Origin of the sequence: Porphyromonas pasteri (genome assembly GCF_014647755.1) — a bacterium.
In the GTDB taxonomy this organism is placed as follows: Bacteria; Bacteroidota; Bacteroidia; order Bacteroidales; family Porphyromonadaceae; genus Porphyromonas; species Porphyromonas pasteri.
In genome coordinates, this window is the sequence record NZ_BMPU01000002.1 from 146,752 (window position 1) to 164,096 (window position 17,345).

Consider the following 17,345-nt stretch of genomic DNA (forward strand, 5'->3'; position numbering starts at 1 on the left):
AGGCGCTTGCCTTATAGGTAAGGGGTGGAGGAAGCGAGCTTACTGCTTCTTCTTAGCCCAGTAGATGGGCGTGAAGACCTTATCCTCGCCACCGAGCGCCTTGATAGCAGATTCATAGCCGGGCTTATTGCCGTTGACGATGCTGCTGGGCAGGGGCAGACGCTGAGGATAGTAGTCGACCGACACCGTGGAGTAAGTAGAGGCGGTGAGCTGGGGCATATTGTCCAGCGCCTTCTCTACCGCAGGCGTTTCGAAGAAGGGAAGACCCAGACGACGGTGGTCACTCCACGTCTCGAGAGGCAGCCAAGGCGTGTTGGCGATGAACTTCTGCGTGATGATCTTCGTCAGGTGGTCGTTCATAGCTGCCTTATAGAGGCGGCTCTTCATCTCAGGATAGCGGTAGGTGTAGTTCTCCGTCTGACCCGTGTAGCCGTTCGTGCACTTCATCGTCACGGTAGCAGCAGGCTCCGTGGTGTGATCCCAAGCGACGGACGTCCCTACGCGGTTGTAGGTCTGCGAAGTGAGGTAGCTATCGACGGAGCCAGCACCCTGATAGGCGAAGCTCGCGCGGATACCCTTCTCATAGGCGTCCTTACCCGTCAGAGGCACCGTCCAGCCACGTACAGCAGCCTCAGCGATGAGGAAGTAAGTCTCCCATTCGCCGAAGAAGACACGCTTATTCGTGCTGTTGCGGTACTTCAGACCAAGGCGGGGCATCGTACCGACCTGCACGAGGTCGTTGATGGCATTGAGGTCACCCCAAGAGCCACCTACCCACGCATTCCACGTGTACTTAGCATTGATCGTCTTGAAGTCCTTCTCCTTGTCGGTAGCATCCTTCAGCTTGTACTCGGTCGTCGTAGCGGCCTTGCTCCACGAGGGATAGAAGCAGAAGTCGGGGTTCTCCGTATCGCCCGCGATGATGAAGGTCTTATAGGCACGAGGGTCGATGATGCCTGGTAGGCCGTCCATATAGAAGCCTGCCGAGGGGTCAGTCGTCGTCAGAGGGAAGTGCTTATCGTAGCGCACGCCGAGGTAGTCAGCAGGCTTGATATGGCTTGCATAGCGAGCGTCGGTGAGCTGCATAGCAGAGCTGACACCACCCAGACCGAGGACGAGGTTGCTGTACGTAGGAGAGAGGATCTGGTGATTCCACTGACGGCTCATAACGCCCGTCAGGTCGTCCCAGCCGTCCTTCTCCTGGACCTCGAAGCGGTCGCTTGCCGAGGTGATACCCCCTGCAGCAGCAGCTTCCTCGAAGTGCGTCTTAGCCGTCGTAGGGTCGACCTCAGAGAGGCGCATCGAGAGGCGCATACGCATCGAGTTGGCATACGCACGCCACTTAGCGGTGTTGTAGCCATAGGCACGGTCGAGCTTATTCGTCTCGCCGTTGTCTGAGCCAGGAGCGGTAGCGAGGATGTCAGCGGCCTCCTTCAGCTCGGTGAGCATATAGGCATAAGCCTCCTTAGCACCGACGTAGGTGGGGTTAGCACCCTGATAGCCGTCGATGGAGACGACACCGAAGTTGTCACAGAGCTCGGAGAGCATATAGACACGCCAGATACGAGCTACCTGCTGGAGGCTCTTGTCATAGGTGCGTGCTGTGCCGTCCTTGATACGCTTCTCGCACATAGCGATAGCGTCGGTGAGGGGCTTAAGGCATTCCTCAGCCATACGGCTGTAATAGTCGGAGCTCCAGCCGTCACTGAAGCCACCTACGGCAAGACCACCACCACGGTGCTGATGACCGCCCGTCTTCCAGTAGAGGACGAAGGCACGCTCCGCCACGTGGGGATTCTGCTGAGCAGCTATGATCGCGCGGTTGATGAGGTACTCGGGGAGTACCTGATCCTGCGAAGCGGCAGTGGGGTTGGTATTGACTTCGTCGAAGTCGCGGCACGAGGCGATACCCATCGTAGCGCACAGGCACAGACCCCAGAGGAGAATATTCTTCTTGTTCATGATATACATGGCTTAGCGACTAGAAGCCGAGGGTGATATTGAAGAGGAAGGAGCGGGTCGTGGGAGAAGAGGCGAACTCATACCCCGTAGCGTTGGAGCCCGTAGCGAAGACCGACTCAGGGTCGATGCCGTTCATATAGCTCTTGATCATCCATACATTGTTGCAGGAGATACCGAGCTTAGCCTTCGTGATAGGCGTGTTCTTCAGCAGGCTCTTGGGGAGCGTGTAGCTGAGGGCGATATTACGCAGACGTACGCTCGTAGCGTCGTAGATATTCGCTTCGTTAATACCGAGGTTCCCGCTACGACCGACGATAGCACCCCAGTAGTCCTGAGGCGTGACTTCGACGGTATTCTTCGTGTAGACCGTCTTACCAGCGACTTCGCTCTCGACGGCGCCGTCGACGACGAACTTATCGCGAGCACCATTGACGACGGTAGCAGCAGCGGCACCACCGGCCTGCAGGGCGTGGTTCGTACCAGAGAACATCTTACCGCCGAAGCGAGCATCGATGAGGAAGCTCAGGTCGAAGCCAGCGAAGGAGAAGCTGTTCGTCAGACCAGCCAGAAGGTCGGGCTGCTGGTCACCGAGCTTCTTCTCATCGCCTGCGATAGGCAGACCGTTCTCGTCGGTAATGATCTTACCATAGAGGTCGCTCGTCTTATCCTCGACGCGCTTGTAGCTTGAGCCCCAGATTTCACCGTACTTACCGCCTTCGCGAGCGAGGATCTTCAGGTTGTCGTACGTACCGAGGTTGTACTCCGTCACGGGGGACTCGATACCACCGCCATCGTAGAGCTTGATGATACGGTTCTCGTTGTGCGAGAGGTTCAGCTGAGCATTCCACTTCAGCCCTTCGCTGCGGATGATGTCAGCGGTGACCATGAACTCAATACCTTCGTTCTGGATATTACCTGCGTTGATCATCTTAGCATCGTAGCCGCTGGCGGGGTCCATGCCGAGGCGGATGAGCTGGTTGGTAGCGTTCGTGCGATACCAAGCGAAGTCTACACCAAAGCGGCTATCGAAGAAGCGCATTTCCAGACCCAGCTCGTAGGACTTGATGAGCTCACTGCGGACCTTGTCGTTGTAGAGGACGTTGTCGATGTTGGCCATCGTACCGCCGAGGGGGTCCTTCTCGATGCGGTAAGCGCTGTAGAGCTGGTAAGGCTCGAGGTCATTACCCACCTGAGCAGCCGAGGCACGCACCTTAGCGAAGGAGAGCCATGAGGGAGCATTCACATCCATCTTACGGAGCATGTCGGTGATGACCAGTGACGTGCTGATAGAGGGATAGAGGAAGGAGCGGTTAGCCTTCGCCAGCGAAGACGACCAGTCATTACGCAGCGTACCGTCGAGGAAGAAGTACCCATCCCAGTTCAGCTGTGCCGTACCGTAGAGTGAGTTGATCTTCTTGTGGCTGTATGACTCGTAGTTGTCGGGCTTGTCGGTACCGTTGGTCAGCGAGAAGAGGTTAGGCACGATGAGCTGGCTGACGCTGGCACGAAGGCCATTGTGCTTGCGCTCCATGAGGTTACCCCCGACAGAGCCCGAGAGGCCGAGCTTACCGAAGACGTTGTCACGCTGTGCTGAGACGAGGAAGCTATAGTTGTTCTCATAGAACTTGATCTGCTCCGTCTCATACTTACCCCCACCACCTGCGATAGGCGAGCCAGCGTAGGTCTTACGCTCGATGCGCGTAGAGTACTGGTCAGAGCCCACACGCAGCTCAGCATTGAGCCAGTCGGTGATCTTGTACTTCAGCGCTGCACTGATGAGGAAGCGGTCACGCGTATCGTTGTTGAGGTTGTACTTGCTTGCCCAGTAGGGGTTCGTCTGATTACCTACACCATACCAGCGCATAGCACCCTGAGGCGTACGGGCTTCCTCGAAGTCGCGGATGTCCATACTGCGGGGCAGTGAGTACATGGTATAGAAGGCATTGGAGGCATTAGCACCATTGAGCGGACGGTTCTGCACGAAGGAGCGGATGTACTGGACCTTCGTATCGGTGCTCCAGCGGTCGCTGGGGCCAAACTTAGTCGTGGCGCGCAGCGTCATATTCGTACGGCCGAGCGAAGCGCCAGGGATGTGGCTCTTATTGTCGGTACGTGTCAGAGAGGAGTAGATCGACGTGCGGTCGTACATCTGAGAGAAGGCGATGTTCTCCGTCAGGTCGATCCCAGGAGACTTGAAGTAGCTGGCGACGTTGTCATAGGCCTGCATGTTGGTCTTCGTGCCGTCCCACTTCGTGTACTCCTGCCCTTCGATACGAGGACCCCAGCTGGAGGAGACATCGTTCTTATAGGCGCCGTCAGTACCTTGACCGAACTGGCTCTGCAGTCTGGGCACCATGAAGAGGCGCTCTACACCTACTGAGGAAGAGATCGTGACACCGAGGCCGTTGTTCTTACGACCACTCTTGGTGATGATCTGGATGACCCCATTACCAGCGCGCGAGCCGTAGAGGGCAGCTGCCGAAGCACCCTTCAGCACGGTCATGCTCTCGATATCTTCGGCATTGATATCGGAGAGACCGTTACCCATGTCGGCTGCGGGATTCCAGAAGTCATTGTTAGTAGTACCTGTCGTGTTGTCCATAGGCACACCGTCGACGACGATGAGGGGCTGGTTACTGCCCGAGAGTGAGCTATTACCACGCAGTACGATCTTCGAGGAGGAGCCGGGGCTGCTGGAGCCCTTGATGATCTGGATACCAGATACCTTACCCGAGAGAGCGTTGGTGATGTTGGGCTCGCGTACAGCCATGAGCTGGTCACCCTTGACCTCCTGCATGGCGTAGCCGAGGGCTTTCTTTTCACGGCGGATACCGAGTGCAGTGACGACGACACCACTGAGCTGGGTCATCTCATCCTCAAGTGTGATGGTGAGGGGCGTACCCGTCCAGCGGACGGTCTGGGTCTTATAGCCCACACAGGAGATGACGAGTTCGGACCCTACCTTGAGTCCGCTTAGGACAAAGTGTCCCTTGGGGTCGGTCAGTGTCCCCTTGCCCTTAGCCTGGCCTTTGACCAGGATAGTAGCACCGATGATTGCCTCGCCCTTGGAGTCCTGTACGGTCCCTGTGAAGGCGACCTTACGATCCTGAGTCTGTGTCATGGCGGTCTCTACCGGCGTGGCATAGGCATTTTCTAAGGCGAGTCCTGGCAGCGAAAGACCCACGAGGAGCACGCTGCAGACTGTCTTCATTCGTTTCATAGGCTTATATCGTGTTAGTGATAAAAGGTCTATAAAGGTAGATATTCTTTTAATAAAGCAATGGCGTAATCACCTATAACTAAAAACTTTACAAATGAATACAATTACCTAATCCCTAAGGAAGATATCCAACTCATTATAGCTCGGTGCCTTACACCTTCGATAGATCGACCACTACCCTACCCAAAGCGCGCGACCGAGACGCCACGCTCGCCCCACACTTCTCCCCCGAGAAGCTATGTCTTAGTACCAGCTACGCTACCCCACTCTATGGAGACGAAAAAGCGACCACTACTGGTCGCTGACGGAAGCAGTACTGGTCACCGCGCGAAGCAGTACTGGTTGGTAATAGTGACCAGTACTGGTCAGACGACGAAGTAGTACTGGTCGCTTTACCCCATATATAAAAGGACTCCCCCTGAGGTGGTACGTATCGGCGTACCTACCTCAGGGGGAGTAGTATATGTAGCGTGTGGGGCTACTCGTTCGGCAGGGGACCTAAGTGCAGTCCCTTCTCACGGAAGAGGCGGATATCCTCCTCGGGAAGCTCCAGCGCCTCGATGGGCACGCATTCGTAGCGGTCATTGAGGTAGAAGCGCACACCGCCCTTGAAACGCGAGCTGACGACCGAGAGGTCATCACGGCGATAGCGTGTACGGATACCTGCCAGCTCGAGGAGCGTGTGGAAGACGGAGTTCGACGAGACGGCCTCACGACTATTGGAGCGCCCCTGAGCGAAGAGTTGTGGGTGGGCATCTCGCCAGCGCTTGTCGCCCCAGATGAGGAGCGGTACGTGGAGCTGGTAGTAGGAGACGTCGGGCGAGGAGTGGAGGAAGCGCTCGCGGTCATCATCATAAACGTCCTCCCCGTGGTCGGAGATATAGACCATCGAAGCGGCACGATCGCCTCCCTCGAGGACGCGGATGACGGAGTCGACGAACTTATCCGTCTGGCGCACGGCATTGTCATAGGCATTGCGCAGGACGAGGCTGTCGGCCTCCGAACCCGAGTAATGACCCTTCACAGGGAAGAAGGTATCCTCCTTCGGATAGCGGTCACGGTAGCTGAAGTGACTGCCGTAAGTGTGCAGCACGACAAAGAGCTTCGGGTGCTCACTCGCCATAAGACGCTGCAGATAGGGGATCATATCGCTATCGTAGAGACGGCGCTTCTCACGGCGAAGCTCCTTACGGATGGGGTGATGCTCGTCCCCTTGCATAGCGAAGAAGTCCACATAGCTGTGGTTCCCTGGCTGATTGGAGATGAAGGCCGTATAGAAGCCCGCTTCACGGAAGGCCGAGAGGATCCCCTGTACATGGGGCAGATTCTCCGCCGAAGACGCATCGGCAGGCGAGAGGATGATGGGGATACTCTTATACGTCGTATTCGACTGCGTCAGGACATCAGCGAAGGCGATAAGCCCACCATCACGATGGAGCGAATCGATATGCGGGGTCGTCTCACGGGGATAGCCGTAGAGGCTCCAGCTGTGCGCACGTGACGTCTCACCGAGGATGAGGACGTAGATCTCACGCTCGTCCTTGGCACGCTCGGAGGTAGCCTTGTAGCAGAAGTCCTGGCTGGTGCGGTCGTAGTGCAGCACCTCATAGAGCTTCGTCGTCGCCAGATACATATTGTAGAAGACACTCATCGGATAGACCTCCGCACGCAGATGCACGTAGGGGAAGCGCTTCTTCGCCCCTATATATATAGGTAGGGCGACGAGAAGGATGAGCGCAGAGACGAGGGCCATACGGCGACGGAAGCGTGGCGAGAGGCTCTCACGGCTACGAGCCGAAAGCGTCGCCACGACGAAGGTCAGGGCGTAGAAGCCCCCGCTGGCGAGGATGGGCCAGAGGATGTTGGAGAGGAGTTCGCCCGCTTCATCAGGCTCCGAGGTGAAGATATTCAGGAGCATATCCACCGCGACGACGGAGCCACTGAATATCGTCAGGAGCACGAGCTGGAAGGCATGGAGCAAGACCAGGACGAAGAGCCCCCAGTAGACACGCCCAGGACGCTTCGCCGAGAGCAGGAGAAGCATGTACACCGGTAGCATCAGCAGGATGTTCAGCACACGCCCTACGGCAGGCTGCTGCATGACGACGGAGAGCACGACATTGGGCAGGAGAAGCGCCAGCGTCAGTATCCAGTAGTAGCATCGCTGGTCAGCACGGCTTACCCAAGCCTGGAGCCGATCCCATATACGCATATAGAGAGAAATAAAATCTTAGTGATATGTGTAGAGATAAGACATAGGCACTACCCTACTCGTGGTGATAAGGCTCGCCTCTCAAGATCGTCTGGGCGCGATAGAGCTGCTCCACAGCGAAGAGGCGTACCATCTGATGAGAGAAGGTCATCTGACTCAGCGACACACGGTCATCCGCCCGCTTATAGACCTCCTCCGAGAAGCCGTAGGGACCTCCGATGACGAAGACCAGACGGCGCGCACCCGATACCATCACCCGCTCGAGATACGAGGCGAAGGCGGTACTTGAGAACTCTCGTCCGCGCTCATCGAAGAGCACTACCCTATCCGACGTACTCGTCTGCCGCAAGATCTCCGCTCCCTCCATCTGCTTCTGCAGATCAGGGGTGAGCTTGCTGGAGCGGCGGATATCGGGGATGATCTGCAGGGTGAAGGGCAGGTAATGGCCGAGGCGATCGGCGTAGAGCTTCGTCAGCTCTTCGATCGCACGGCTATCGGTCTTGCCCACAGCGAGGAGAAGGAGGTGCATCGGCTATGAAGTAGCGGGGTTCAGGCGAGGGGTAAGTGTCTATATCCACCAGACCCATTAGACTTCACTCTTGGGCACAGGGCTCGACGGGATCGTCTAATGGGTCTGGCGTCTACAGGCGGTAGTCTACCACCAGTAGCTTAGAAGGGCAGATCATCTGCAGCACCAGCGGGAGCTACAGGCTGGGCAGCAGGAGCTGCGGCAGGTGCCGCTGCGGGAGCAGCGGGAGGCTGAGGTGCGCTGTAAGCAGCAGGAGCGGGAGCAGCTACACCGGGGAGCTGGATGCCCTGGACTACGTTCCAAGCGCGGACAGACGTGTACCAGCGGCCATTGAACTCACGGCTCTCTACGTCGATAGATACCGTCACTTCCTGACCCACCTGCATGGGGAACTTATTCACATTGTCGCCGAAAACTTCGAAGCAGACCTTGCGGGGGTACTGCGTGCCGAGCGTCTCGAGGATGTATTCTTGTACTTGCCAGGGGTTGCCAGCCTTGCTGGTACCCGTGCGCAGGGGGAGTACCTGGACGATTTTACCGATTAATTCCATGGGGAGTATCTTATCTAAATTGAATGATTTTGCTTAGCGGGGGCGGAAGCCGATGATATGGCGCACCTCGTCGATCGTCTTCGAGGCGGACTCACGAGCCTTCTCAGCACCGATGCGAGCCACACGGGAGAGGAGCTCCTTGTCGCCCTGGATGTCGAGGATGCGCTCACGGATAGGCGCGCAGAAGGCGTTGATATCGGCAGCGAGCTGCTTCTTCATATCGCCGTAGCGGATAGCGCAGTCGTTGTAGAGTCCATCGAAGTGCTGGTAGACCTCGGGGGTGGAGACGATCTCCATCAGCGTGAAGAGGTTCTGGATAGGCTCGGGCTTCTCGCTGTTAGGCTCCGTAGGACCAGCGTCCGTGACGGCACGCATGACCTTCTTCGAGATCGTCTTCTCGTCGTCGATGAGGTAGATCGCATTGCCTTCGCTCTTGCCCATCTTCCCTGAGCCGTCGAGGCCGGGGACCTTCAGTGCACGCTCTCCGAGGGAGAAGGACTGGGGCTCGGTGAAGAAGTCCACGCCGTAGATGGTGTTGAAGCGGCGGGCGAACTTACGCGCCATCTCCATATTCTGCTCCTGGTCCTTACCGACGGGTACCTTGACTGCCTTGTGCATAAGGATGTCGGCAGCCATAAGGGAGGGATAAGTGAGCAGACCAGCGTTGACGTTGTCGGGCTGCTGGCGTGCCTTGTCCTTGAAGGAGGTCGTACGCTCCAGCTCACCGAGGTAAGCGTTCATATTGAGGTAGAGATAGAGCTCCAGCACCTCACGCACGTCGCTCTGCACGTAGATCGTAGCCTTCTCAGGGTCGATACCACACGCCAGGTATTCAGCGAGGATGGTATTCGTACTACGGATGATATCATCGGGATGCGGATGGGTCGTCAGCGAATGCCAGTCAGCGATGAAGAAATAGCAGTTATACTCATTCTGCATCTGCGTGAAGGCACGTACAGCACCGAAGTAGTTACCTAAGTGAAGATTACCTGTGGGACGGATCCCGCTGACTACTGTTTGCATCGTCTACTAACTATGATCTATAATGTGGTCCTATATAGGTTGCGAAGATAGCTAATAATTCACAATCCTACCCCTTTTATATAAAGCAACTGGCTCTCCATCGGGGTGGAAAGCCAGTCACTTTGCTAAGACTTCTTATAGAGCGTTATCGGTTCTTTTATCACTGCTCCACGCAAATAAATATAGTCCCTAAAATCAACCCCTTGAGGAGTAGGATCCCAGACCATAGTCTTCTCTGTCCTCTTCCTTATGATCCACGTAGACTTTACCTCCTCAGTTATGATGCCATCAGGGGATAGTACCCATACTGTATGCTTTAGAATATTCTTATTCAGTGAGTACTCCCCCCTCATATTATTACGAGTAAACCTAGGTCCAACTAAATAAACTCTCACCTCATCCTCAGAGTTAAAGTAGAAAGTCAACTTCGCTGGGACTTTCCCATCCTCCGTATCAACCTTGAATTCTGACTCCCAGATCGTACCAGACAGATCCTGAGTTGTGGGGATAGGAAGCTCCTTCTCGGTACATGACACGCATGCCAAGAGGAAGAGTATGATACCAGATAAGTAAGTACGCATAATGATTACTATTTAGAGTTAGACAATGGTACACTTCGTTGGTAGCTCGAGACCAGCTGATCCACGGGCTCGTTTGGAGTTTCAGAGGACAGCGCATATCCTTTTGCTTGAGAAAGGTATGAATTATTTTTCAGAGAGCAAGTGAAGTACAATATCTCCAATACAATCGCACCTAAGAGCAGCTAATTAGTGCTACACACAGCTTACCAACCGAGGGGGTACGGATCGCTCTTATCCAAGGGGAGTGGAGCGAAGCAATAAGGGGGCTACGGATAAGTAATAGTGGTTTGCCCTTGGACCAATAGTCGTTCGGATGCAAACCTATATTGGTCGCTGAGTGAAGCTATATAGGTCACTGCGACGACCTATATTAGTTCATTGCCTCGCGTAAGGATAAAAGTTGCGAACGAGTGGCAGATAAGTTTGGACTACGTACGTGGATCTAATATCTACGTACGTGGATATTTGGATTTACGTGCCTAGTCTTTAAATCTACGTGCATAGACAGAGGAAAAACACTACGGGAAGGCGCTTTTTTCTTCACGAGTAGGACACTTTTCCCTCCGCAGGATAAGAGGAATACTTGTGATAAGGCGAAGGGAAAAGCGTATCACTTCGGAGAGGCATATCGGAGAGCCGCGTGCGATGCCTTAGCACTCTAAATAGAGGGCAGAACTCTCGGCAACAGTCTCCAAAGAAGGACTATACTCCCCTACTCTATCTCGTAGAAAGGTACGGATACAAAGCGGGCTGAGCATCCCACATTCCACGCAGGAGAGGTGAGGCACTCAGCCCGTCTATGATTTGGCTGGTGTAGGCGGAGGCTACTTCAAAGCGGTCAGCGAACGCGCTAAGAAGTCAAGCGCATCGGCAGAGAAGTGCCCTCTCAGTGTAGGATATTCCATAGGTGAGCCCGTAGACGAAGGTAGGAAGAGATGATTGAGCTTAGGGAAGACCTGCACCTGAGCCTTGGGCTGGAGACGCAGTAGCTCGGCCGCATTGGTGGGTAAGACCTGCTTATCCATCTCGCCAAAGAGCCCGATAACGGGGCACTTGACGGCACGCCACGTCCCCGCGATATCCAGACTGAGGAGCTGTCGGAGGTAGGGCGTGAGCTGGCTCATGATCTGCGTACGGATCGTCTCGTGGGTGCTCTTGTCGGGGCTAAAGACGGGGAGGAGTGGATCGATCACCTTTGCCGCACGTGCCTTCACTTCGTCCAGCGAGAGGCGCTTATCCTGCATCAGGCGATAGATCTCGAGGTTGGCTTTGCTGAGCGTAGCACACTCACTCTCGCTCTTCCCCGCGAGGATATTGAGGGCATCCATCTGATCCAGAAGGATGCGATCCATCGCGAAGGCAGGGCCCGCTAAGGACACGACCCCAGCTATCGAGCGGTCTTGACCAGCGACCTTTGCAGCTATATAGCCCCCTTCGCTATGCCCGACGAGGAAGATACGCTGCGCCTGGACGCTCTTATTCGCCTTGAGAGCAGCGACGACAGCCTCAGCATCGTGCACGAAGTCCGTGATACTTGAGGCGAGGAAGACACCCGTGCTCTTCCCCACTCCACGGTCGTCATAGCGGAAGACAGCGAAGCCCGCCTCGGTCAGTCGGCGGGTGATATCCAAGAAGGGCTTACAGCCGAAGATCGTCTCATCCCGATCCTGCGGGCCACTGCCCGTGATCAGGACGAGCGTAGGATAAGGTGCCTGCCCCGTCTTAGGCAGAGCAAGGCTACCCGAGAGAATGACAGACGAGCCCGAGACGGGGATGCTTAGCTCCTCCTCCGTATAGGTGGCAGGTGCTTGGGGAGCATCTTGCTTCTCGGTCGAGCGCTCCATATCCAGCGGGAGACTCATACCTCCCTGCTGGAAGTTGCCCGAGAGCTTGTCATCTGCCGTGCGTACGGCGGTATAGGTCAGGCGTAGGCTACGAAGCTCCATACGCAGGCTATCGCCCGAGACGTGCACCTCATCGGCACGTAGCCCGTAGGCACCTTGGTCTGGGCTATCCAGGGTAGCCGACCAGCGCCCCGCCTCTTCGGTGAGGTGGATGACCATACGGAGCTTGCCCATAGGGAGCGAGAGCTTACCCGACCAATCCCCACGGAGGCTCTGTGCGCTCACGACGAAGGGGAGGAGAAGAAGGAGAGAGAGAAGGAAGCGTTTCATAGTGGTAGAGATAGTAGTGCGTAGTGGTGTGGGGCCTCAGCCTTTGGGACGGCTTCGGCGATTCATGTAGTAGGTGAGGAAGAAGTTCTGCCAAGCGATGTAGCCCGCTATACCAGGAGCGACGAGCGGATGCATGAAGGTGATGCAGAGCCAGAGCGTCAGGGCAGTATTCTTCTGCCCCATAGACTGACGGCATGCGACCTCCTCGACACCAATACGGCGCGCCAGATGACTGCCGAGTGTGAACTGAATAGCGCACGCCAAGAGCCCGACAGCGAAGGAGGCGATGAGTAGACCGACCTGCTCCGACCCTTCCTTCAAGACGAAGGAGACGCTCTTCCCCAAGATGAAGAGCAGCGAGGAGAGCCACAAGAGGTAGGTGAGTTTCTTCGGAGGGTGAGGGGTCTTCCCCATACTCTTCATCACACCGCGCACGAGCCATGCCAGCACGATAGGTAGCATGACCATACGGATCACCAGGAGCGCTATCTGCCCTGAGAGCGTCCAGAAGGGTAGATGGCTGTGCGAATCAAGTAGGGGGAGTAGGAAGGGTGCTACCAGGCAGATCAGCCCGTGTGTGACGATGGTGTAGCCCGTAGCGAAGCCTGTATCACCATCCATGAGGCTCGTCATCGCTCCCGCAGCGGCAGCAGCTGGTGCGAGGAAGCACATGAAGAGACTCGTAGCGATGACGTGATCCCACGCCGAGAGAATGAAGTAGAGCGTCCCCCCGATAGCTATCTGGAGGACGAAAAGAAGGAGGTGCTTCGGTCGTGGAGCCGCTGCGCTGGGTGGCATATTGAGCACAGCGAAGAAGAGCATCGCCGAGATGATCCACGGCGCCAGCCAACCATAGGGCGCGGTGATACGCCACGATAAGAGCCCCACCGCAATGAAGAAGAGCGGTGTAAAGCCCTTCAGCCGACTCCAAAGGCTACCGAGCATAGGACAAATAGGTACGTTATCCGATGAGCTTAGGATCGGCTACGATGCGCTCTACACCGGCACGTATCGAGCGCAGACCAAAGGCCTCGGGACGGAGGTCTGCTGGGTCGACGATGACCAACTCACCAGCATCATCCATAGCCGTCGCGCCGTCGAAGCTCTTCACACGCGTCAGGTAGAAGAGATCCGCCGTATAGACATCGACACCCGAATAGGGGTAGACATTAGGGATCGAGAAGAGTAGACGCACCTCCGTTGCCTCGAGACCCGTCTCTTCGCGCAGCTCACGACGCACGGCATCATCCACCGTCTCCTCGGGATCTACGAAGCCCCCAGGGAGGTCCAGCGTGCCCTTCTCCGGATCACGTGCACGGCGCACAGTGAGAAGACGCCCCGCCTCATCGAGGACGAAGCAAGCGACAGCAGAGGCGACATTGTGGAAGTAAGTGAGGTCACAGCTCGGGCAGTGGATAGCACGGCCGTGTACATGCTCCAGCCCCTTCTGCCCGCAGCGAGGGCAGTAGCTGAAGCTCGATAGTGGATGTGTATGCATAGGGAATAAGGGATAGGGAAGGCGTGTGGGGGAAAGACAACAGACGAGCGCGGCAGTGCGCCGGCTCGTCTGTCATCATAGGGATCGAAGGAGATTAGATTTCCTTGGCTTCCCAGCCGAGAGCGCTGGCACCGAGGACGGCAGCGTCGCTCTCCTTGAGCTGAGAGACGAGGAGCTTGGTCTTGCCTTCGTAGATCTTGAGGATGTTCTTCTCCATGTGGTGACGGATGGGGTTCATCAGGAGGTCACCAGCCTTGGTGAGACCACCGAAGAAGATGATCGCTTCGGGAGAGGAGAAGGTGACGAAGTCCGCGCAGGCTTCGCCGAGGATAGCCCCCGTAGACTCGAAGATCTCGAGAGCGAGACGGTCGCCAGCCGAAGCAGCATCGAAGACGTCCTTACTCGTGATCGTGTCGATATCCAGCTCACGGAGCTTGCTCTCGTCGGAGCGGATGGTGAGGTATTCGCGAGCCGTACGTGCTACACCCGTAGCCGACGTGTAGGTCTCGAGACAGCCCTGACGGCCACAGCCGCACATACGGCCATTGCGACGGACGATCATATGACCGAGTTCGCCAGCGAAACCATCGTGCCCGTAGACGAGCTGACCACCGACGACGATACCGCTACCGACGCCCGTACCGAGCGTGATGACGATGAAGTCCTTCATACCGCGTGCAGCACCATAGGTCATCTCACCGATAGCGGCAGCGTTAGCGTCGTTGGTGAGTGCCACGGGGATACCGATGCGATCCTGGATCATCTGAGCCAAGGGTATCTTACCCTTCCAAGGGAGGTTGGGGGCGAACTCGATAGAGCCGTTGAAGTAGTTACCGTTAGGCGCACCTACACCGATACCACGGATCTTCTCCTTGCCACCGACCTGCTCGATGAGCATATTGAGTCCTGTGACGAGGTCATTCAGGTAGAGCTCAATATCGATGTGCGTACCAGTCTTGATCGAGGCGTTGACGACGACATTACCACGGGCGTCGACGACACCGAAGACGGTGTTCGTCCCACCGAGGTCTACACCTATTACATAGGGCTTTTCCATTAGCTGTGCTTGTGTACTATGATGTGAGATATTCTTGTTGTTGAACAAAGATAGTTTTTTTCACCGATCAGTTGGCTCCGCCCCCCACGCACTCCCCGCGTGGAGTCCCCCAGGTCGGTACCATAAGACACCTGCATAGGGCAGTAGCTCGCCTTACATCCAGGCCTCCCGCCACTGACGGCTCGACTTATCCCCAGTGCTTAATATAAGTGAAGTATATAGAGGAAGAATAAATTTTTTTCTCTCTATCTCCTACTGTTATTATAGTCGGTGGAATCGTGGGTAATCCTATTAAGGCTTCACTTCCTTCACTCAGCTCCTCCACGGACTTATCCTAATGCTTTGCGCTTCCTGCCCACAGGGTATTCACAGGTGACTTCCCGCTTATAGCTGGGCTTTGGGTGCAGTCGAGGGGAAGGCATCCACATCTCGGGGGATTACACTGCTCGCTCTCGCTCTTCTCGGTATGTGTATTGGAGTGGGATAATCTTGCGAGTTATCTACACCCCGAGGGAAGGGGGGAGAGGGGAGTAAGGTCGTCGCTGGAGGGGTGGGGATGAGTCTCCTATTTATCCCATGCTTACCCACTTGTTTTCCCCAGCTCACAGAGGGGGTGGAGTAGGGTGCTTATCGTGCTTCGTGGAGGTAGCTCAGGATAGCTCTTGCAGCGCGTGGGGCGCTGGGCTCCGTGCCCATCAGCTCCTGCAGCTGGGCCAGTGCCTGTAGCTGGTCCGTGCGGCGGTGGTCCTCCTCAGGGATGAGGCGGGAGAGGATCGAGAGGATCTGTACGGAGTGGGCGCGGTCAGCGAGGAGCTCGGGGACGGCGGAGCGGTCTAGGATGAGGTTGACCAGCGAGAAGTAAGGCACACGGAAGAGGCGCTCGAAGGCCAGGCGAGCGATGCGCCTACCGCCCATACGATAGCAGACGACCATAGGGATGCCCCATAAGCCTGCCTCCAGCGTCGCCGTCCCCGAGGTGACGAGGGCAGCATGGGCACGGCGCATGAGTCCGTAGGTATCTCCGAAGAGGATGGGGGTATCGCTGTACTTACCGAGGTGGGGGGCGTAGTCTGCTGCGGTAAGCCCTGGAGCACCAGCGATGACGACACGCCAGCCCAACTGAGAATAAGCAGCGGTAGCAGCGAGCATCTCGGGGAGGTTGTCCCGTAGCTCAGACTGACGGCTCCCCGGTACGAGGAGGAGCATCTGCTCACGCTCTACGGGCTCGGGGTGCTCAGCGAGGTAAGTGAGCTTCGCATCGACACAAGGGTTGCCTATATATGCTGTACGAAGGCCGCGGTCGCTGAAGTAGCTGGTCTCGAAGGGCAGGATACTCAGCCCGAGGTCTACATAGCGGCGGAGCTGGCGTATGCGTCCTGCTCTCCACGCCCAGAGCTTGGGGAGGATGTAGTAGATGACGGGGCAGCGTAGCTCCTTCTTGGCGTAAGGGATGATGAAGCGGAAGTTGAAGTCTGCGTAGTCCACAGGGATGACCACATCGGGGGCGAAGTCACGCATAGCAGCCTGTATCTGCCGGCCGATGCGGGTGAGCTTCCCGAGGTTCTTGACGACGCTGACGATGCCCATGAAGGCGACCTCACGGTAGTGGACGATGGGGGCGACACCTGCTGCGGCCTCCATCTTGTCTCCACCCATAAAAGCAAACGAAGCCTCTGGATCCTCAGCCCGCAGCGCCCGTATGAGCGCCGAGGCGTGGAGGTCGCCAGAGGCTTCGCCTGCGACTAAGAAGTAGCGCATAGTGCTATGCTGAGCGTTCGGCCAGGGCTTCGAGTTCCCCGAGCCACTGATAGTTCGTGCAGTCGAGCTGGAGAGGCGTGAGCGTCGCCCAGCCCTCCTTGAGGTAGTGCCAGTCGGCTTCCTTGGTATCCTCGGCGGGATCTTGACGACCCGTGAGCCAGTGGATACGCTTACCCCTGCCGTCCTCTGAGTGGACGAACTCCTCGACGAAGCGCCCTACAGTCATAGGGCATACCTTCAGACCCTTGGGCTTCGTCTTGGGGACGTTCAGCGAGAGCATCGTCTGCCAGGGTAGGGGCTTCTCAAGCATCATCTTCACGACACGCACGGTGTAGTCGATGCTGTCGGAGAAGTCGGGGTGCCAAGCGGTGTCATCGAGCGACACGGCCAGCGAAGGGATTCCGTAGATACAGCCTTCGCGGGCAGCACCGAGCGTGCCGGAGTAGCTCACGCAGATACCCTCGTTGCTCCCGTGGTTGATGCCCGAGATGATGAGGTCGGGGCGCTGGTCTGGGAAGAGGGTGTTCAGTGCGAGCTTGACGCAGTCCACAGGCGTACCCTCGCAGCTATATACAGCGAGGTTGCCTTCGGTGGTGCGGTGCTTGAGGCGCAGAGGTTGGGTCGTGGTGATAGCGCCAGAGAAGCCCGAGCGGGGCCCGTCTGGAGCGACGATAGTCACCTGACCGAAGGCGAGCATCGCCTGAGCGAGCTCTTGGATACCTGCGGCGCGGAAGCCGTCGTCATTGCTGAGGAGTATATGCATCTATAGGGTATAAGGTC

The 17,345-nt window shown here is 56.7% G+C and carries 13 protein-coding genes; all 13 read right to left on the reverse strand.

Features of this window, described 5'->3' with window-relative positions:
• Positions 1-39: 39 nt before the first annotated feature.
• Positions 40-1,962 (reverse strand): SusD/RagB family nutrient-binding outer membrane lipoprotein, encoded by a 1,923-nt coding sequence (locus tag IEX77_RS04125; RefSeq protein WP_188807849.1) that lies wholly within the window; start codon positions 1,960-1,962, stop codon positions 40-42.
• Between the two features lie 19 nt (positions 1,963-1,981).
• Complete coding sequence (locus IEX77_RS04130; protein ID WP_188807850.1) at positions 1,982-5,182, reverse strand: SusC/RagA family TonB-linked outer membrane protein; 3,201 nt, start codon at positions 5,180-5,182, stop codon at positions 1,982-1,984.
• Positions 5,183-5,660: 478 nt separating this feature from the next.
• Entirely contained in the window at positions 5,661-7,394 is a 1,734-nt protein-coding gene (locus IEX77_RS04135; RefSeq protein ID WP_188807851.1) for a phosphoethanolamine transferase family protein, read from the reverse strand.
• Between the two features lie 55 nt (positions 7,395-7,449).
• A complete protein-coding gene (gene rlmH, locus IEX77_RS04140; RefSeq protein ID WP_188807852.1) occupies positions 7,450-7,923 on the reverse strand; it encodes a 23S rRNA (pseudouridine(1915)-N(3))-methyltransferase RlmH in 474 nt (157 codons plus the stop codon).
• A 140-nt stretch (positions 7,924-8,063) separates the two neighbouring features.
• Complete coding sequence (locus IEX77_RS04145) at positions 8,064-8,474, reverse strand: DUF3127 domain-containing protein (RefSeq protein WP_009432536.1); 411 nt, start codon at positions 8,472-8,474, stop codon at positions 8,064-8,066.
• 33 nt (positions 8,475-8,507) lie between these two features.
• Positions 8,508-9,497, reverse strand: coding sequence for a tryptophan--tRNA ligase (gene trpS, locus IEX77_RS04150; RefSeq protein WP_188807853.1), 990 nt, complete (start codon positions 9,495-9,497; stop codon positions 8,508-8,510).
• 125 nt (positions 9,498-9,622) lie between these two features.
• Positions 9,623-10,078: a hypothetical protein gene (locus IEX77_RS04155; RefSeq protein ID WP_044123934.1), complete on the reverse strand. Its 456-nt coding sequence runs from the start codon at positions 10,076-10,078 to the stop codon at positions 9,623-9,625.
• A gap of 824 nt (positions 10,079-10,902) precedes the next feature.
• Positions 10,903-12,252 (reverse strand): alpha/beta hydrolase family protein, encoded by a 1,350-nt coding sequence (locus tag IEX77_RS04160; RefSeq protein WP_188807854.1) that lies wholly within the window; start codon positions 12,250-12,252, stop codon positions 10,903-10,905.
• Positions 12,253-12,288: 36 nt separating this feature from the next.
• Positions 12,289-13,197: a sodium Bile acid symporter family protein gene (locus IEX77_RS04165; RefSeq protein ID WP_188807855.1), complete on the reverse strand. Its 909-nt coding sequence runs from the start codon at positions 13,195-13,197 to the stop codon at positions 12,289-12,291.
• A 16-nt stretch (positions 13,198-13,213) separates the two neighbouring features.
• Positions 13,214-13,750 (reverse strand): NUDIX domain-containing protein, encoded by a 537-nt coding sequence (locus IEX77_RS04170; protein ID WP_188807856.1) that lies wholly within the window; start codon positions 13,748-13,750, stop codon positions 13,214-13,216.
• Between the two features lie 94 nt (positions 13,751-13,844).
• The gene (locus tag IEX77_RS04175; RefSeq protein WP_188807857.1) at positions 13,845-14,807 is read right to left on the reverse strand and encodes an ROK family protein; all 963 of its coding nucleotides are present in this window, start codon (positions 14,805-14,807) and stop codon (positions 13,845-13,847) included.
• 627 nt (positions 14,808-15,434) lie between these two features.
• A complete protein-coding gene (lpxB, locus tag IEX77_RS04180) occupies positions 15,435-16,565 on the reverse strand; it encodes a lipid-A-disaccharide synthase (RefSeq protein WP_188807858.1) in 1,131 nt (376 codons plus the stop codon).
• A 4-nt stretch (positions 16,566-16,569) separates the two neighbouring features.
• Entirely contained in the window at positions 16,570-17,328 is a 759-nt protein-coding gene (gene surE, locus IEX77_RS04185; protein ID WP_188807859.1) for a 5'/3'-nucleotidase SurE, read from the reverse strand.
• Positions 17,329-17,345: the final 17 nt, after the last annotated feature.